The sequence below is a fragment of the Streptomyces sp. NPDC001020 genome (assembly GCF_053599115.1).
Genome location: NZ_JBSFLQ010000091.1, coordinates 1 through 3768 on the forward strand (window position 1 = coordinate 1; position 3768 = coordinate 3768).

Genomic DNA, 3768 nt, shown 5'->3' on the forward strand with positions numbered 1-3768 from the left:
GCAGACGGGGTTGAACCGGGTTGCCTCGGCGGCTGCCCGCCAGAGGCTCCAAGATCAACTATTGGCGGCTTCTGGGCTCACCTCGGCGTCACCCCAGAAGGGCCACCGTCCGCTGCGGACCGTAACGCTGGACGAGCCAGGAACCGGGCTGTAGACGGCGACCAGCTCCAGGCCGCCCACGGGGGCGGTGATCCGGGCCGTGTCGGTCAGGAGGGATGCGCCTTCGGCTGTGCTGTGCGCTGTCCCGCGTACGTATCCCGGTGTCCCTCCAAGTGAGCGGGGTGTAGCCGTTCCGGAGACGACGGCGGGAGGGGCAGAGCCGCTGGCATGCGGCTGAGTGGTGGTCTTCTCGGCCGGGACAGTAGATCAGGAGCCGTCTCTGACGTTGGTGAGGCGGTCCTGAGTGAAGCGCAGCGTCTGCGCGTTGGCGGTGACGCCCTGTGCAGGGTCGACGAAGATGTCGCTGTGGGGGTGGGCGGTGATACGCACCGCCCCGGTATCCGCATCGATCTCCCAGGTCGAACCCTCCGAGGAGGTGCGTTCGAAAGGGACAGCGGCCAACTGCTGGTAGGTGGTCATGGGGTGGTCGCCCCTCCTTGTCCGCGATGGTGGATCTGCACGGTGAGAATGCCTGGTCAGCGGGGGGCTGAGGCCGGTCCGGGCGACGTAGTCGGAGAAGCCGCGCGGCGGGCTTGCCCTCGGCGAGCTCCTTGAACCGGCGGATCACCAGGTGCTCAGCACGGTGGTATCCACGCAGAACGCCCCGGCGACCGCAGTGCGCTTCCTGACGTGCCGCACCCGGTGAGGGGCGCCCGGAACGTCGACCGAAGCACCTGGTGATCCAGCCCGTCTACTGGCCCGATCGGGTCCGTACCAGCTGCCGGAGTGGGGTCTCAGAGCGTCCAGGTGCCATTCTCCGCGGCCGTCGTCACGTACTCCTCGAACGTGCGCGGCGCACGGCCCAGGACGCGCTCGACGCCGTCGCTGACGTAGTCGTCCGCGCCCTGGCCGACCTGACCAAGGAAGCCCGCGACGGAATCGGCGTCGTCCTGTGTGAGCCCGGCCGCGACCAGGTCGGCGGCGTATTCCGCCTCGGTCTGATGGCGGTGCGCGATGCTGCGTCCCGTCGCCTTGCTGATCAGCTCGACGGCCTCGGTGATGGACAGTGCCCGCGGGCCCGACAGATCGTAGGTCTGCCCGTGGTGGCCGTCGCCGGTGAGGACCGCGAGGGCGACCTCGGCGATGTCCTCGGCGTCAATGAACGGCTCGCGCCCGTCCCCGGCCGGGGTTCGTACCTCACCTTCGAGGACACCGGGAAGGAAGAAGTCCGCCGCGGCGAAGTCCTGGGAGAACCAGGATGGCCGCAGGATCGTCCACTCCAGGCCCGAGCCCCGCACGGCGGCCTCGGTGGGGTGCATGCCGTCCTCGTCGATGCCGCGCACCGACAGCTGGACCAGGCGCCGGACCCCGGCAGCCTTTGCGCGGGCCACGAATTCTGCGCGCTCGTCCAGGCCCAGGGTCTCGGTCGGAACCAGGTACACGGCATGGACGCCGCTGAGCGCGGGGTCCCAGGTGGAACGGTCGGACCAGTCGAAACGGGTCTCGCCCGAGCGGGAGGCGGCGCGGACGGTGTGCCCAAGAGCACGGAGACGGGGAACGAGGGGAGCGCCGGTCTTGCCGGTGGCTCCGATAACGAGGATCTCTGTCATGACTACCAGTGAACCCGCAGGCGGTGGCACGAACCATGGTCGAAACGACCTGAAGCATGTGCGATCGTGTCAGCATGGACGTTCTTGATGACTACCTCGCCGGCGTACGGGCCCATGGAGCCGTCTTCTGCCGCACGGTCAGCACGCCCCCGTGGGGCCTGCGCTTCATCGAGCCCGCGCCGCTGGCACTGGCTGTCATGCTGCACGGGGACGGCTGGGTCGTTCCGGCCGAAGCAGACCCGGTCGCACTGCGGCAGGGGGAGATCGTCCTGATCCGCAGTACGCAGCCGTACACCGTCGCCGACCGCCCCACCAGCAGCCCACAGATTCTCGTGGACGGCGACGACCACTGCACCACCATCAGCGACCCCGCGTCCCCTCGCCGTAACTGGCGGATCACCGGCCGCACCTCCAGCCCGGAGGAGGAACAGTCGGGCGACGACTCCGACCTGCTGGTCACCGCCGGCTACCGCATCGGCGGCGACCTCGCCCTGCCCCTTCTCGACACCCTGCCGCAGGCAGCTGCCGTACCCCGCGACCCCAGCCTCGCCCCGCTCCTCGACCTCATCGCCGACGAGACCACCAAAGACAAGCCCGGACAGCAGGTCGTCCTGGACCGACTGCTCGACCTGCTCCTGGTCCGCTCCCTGCGCGCCTGGTTCGACCAGGCCGGCTCCGTCCCGCCCCCGGGATATCGGGCACTGTCCGACCCGCTGCTGGGACACGTGCTGCGCAGGCTGCACGAGGAGCCGTCCCTCCCCTGGACCGTCGCGTCACTCGCCGCCGAAGCGGGACTGTCACGCACCACCTTCGCTCGCCGCTTCACGTCCATGGTGGGCCGCCCACCACTGGCCTACCTCACCCACTGGCGGATGACCTTGGCCGCGGACCGCCTGCGCCAGTCTGGTGCGACGATCGCGGCGGTGGCCAAGGAAGTCGGATACAACGACGCGTTCACCTTCAGCTCAGCCTTCAAACGAACCCGAGGCATCAGTCCCTCCGCCCACCGCGCCGCCACCCCGTGACCGGTGAGCCTGACCGGCGGGCCGCAGCGGGCATCCACGACCGTCCACGCGGGGCCACGGGTCTCACAGCGGGCCACTCTCACAAACGACCCTTTGCCCGAGCAAGATCAAATAGGAGTGGCCGGAGATCATCAAGAGGCGGATCGGTTCTCATAACCCGTTCGCACTCAAAAGAGGGGCAACCCCCTTCTGCGACTTGCATTGTGCGAAAATCCGAGTCCATGACGGACCCTCACGAGCCTTCCCGCACCGACGCGTCGGAGGCGGACGACGTCGAACGGCATGCCTGTCCGAAGTGTGACGCACAGCCCGGCTCGCCGTGCCGCTCGCGCGGCGGCGCGGTCACCTCCGCCTACCACACCGGCCGGTTCACCAAGGTGCCCCGGCTCGCGAAGAAACTGCGCGTGCCCACCCTGGCCGACCGCGCTCCCGGCCAGCCCTGGCGGCCCGGCACCCCGCCCCCGGCCCCCATCGACCCCGACCTGCCGAGTGCGGACATCCGCAGCGGGTACGCGAGATGCTCGCACCGCAGCCAGGAACTCCAGACCCAGATCGACGCGCTCGCCGGGCACGGCATCCCGAGAGATAAGATCTTCAGCGAGAAGATCAGCACCCGCATCCGGGTCCGCCCTCAGTTCGAGGAAGCCCTCAAGACCGCCCGGGAAATCAAAGCCCACGCACCGCACTGCCGGGTGCTCTTCACGGTGTTCGAGATGAAGAGGCTGGGCCGGGACGCGGCCGAGCTGACCGCGCTCGCCGACCACCCCTGACCGCGCACGGCCTGGTCCTGGAGATGCTCCACGGCCCTCTGACCGGCATCTACGACCCCAGCGGGCCCGGAAAGCTGCTCTTCGCGTTCTTCGCCGCGATGGCGGAGACCGAGCGGGAGAACATCCGCGAATCCACGCTGGAGGGGCTCGACACCGCGGCCCGAAACGGCAAGTACGGCGGCCGGCCGCCCGTCATCACCGACGACATGCTCCACACCGCGCTACGGCGCCGCGCGCACGGCGAGTCCGTGGAACAGATCCAGC

General features: G+C 69.3%; 5 protein-coding genes. 3 read left to right on the plus strand and 2 right to left on the minus strand.

The features are described 5' to 3' along the window. Positions 1-366: 366 nt before the first annotated feature. Both ACWDEX_RS37030 and ACWDEX_RS37035 read right to left on the minus strand, forming a co-directional pair. Positions 367-579 (minus strand): hypothetical protein, encoded by a 213-nt coding sequence (locus ACWDEX_RS37030; protein ID WP_450469059.1) that lies wholly within the window; start codon positions 577-579, stop codon positions 367-369. Between the two features lie 314 nt (positions 580-893). After that, positions 894-1709 (minus strand): NAD(P)H-binding protein, encoded by an 816-nt coding sequence (locus ACWDEX_RS37035; RefSeq protein WP_450469061.1) that lies wholly within the window; start codon positions 1707-1709, stop codon positions 894-896. A gap of 74 nt (positions 1710-1783) precedes the next feature. Here ACWDEX_RS37035 and ACWDEX_RS37040 point away from each other — a divergent pair, with 74 nt between their 5' ends. The 3 genes from ACWDEX_RS37040 to ACWDEX_RS37050 form a co-directional block, all read left to right on the plus strand. Beyond that, positions 1784-2734, plus strand: coding sequence for an AraC family transcriptional regulator (locus tag ACWDEX_RS37040; protein ID WP_450469063.1), 951 nt, complete (start codon positions 1784-1786; stop codon positions 2732-2734). Between the two features lie 221 nt (positions 2735-2955). Beyond that, complete coding sequence (locus ACWDEX_RS37045; RefSeq protein ID WP_450469065.1) at positions 2956-3504, plus strand: zinc finger domain-containing protein; 549 nt, start codon at positions 2956-2958, stop codon at positions 3502-3504. 23 nt (positions 3505-3527) lie between these two features. Beyond that, positions 3528-3768, plus strand: a 241-nt coding sequence (locus ACWDEX_RS37050) for a recombinase family protein (protein ID WP_450469067.1), incomplete at its 3' end; no start/stop codon positions are given.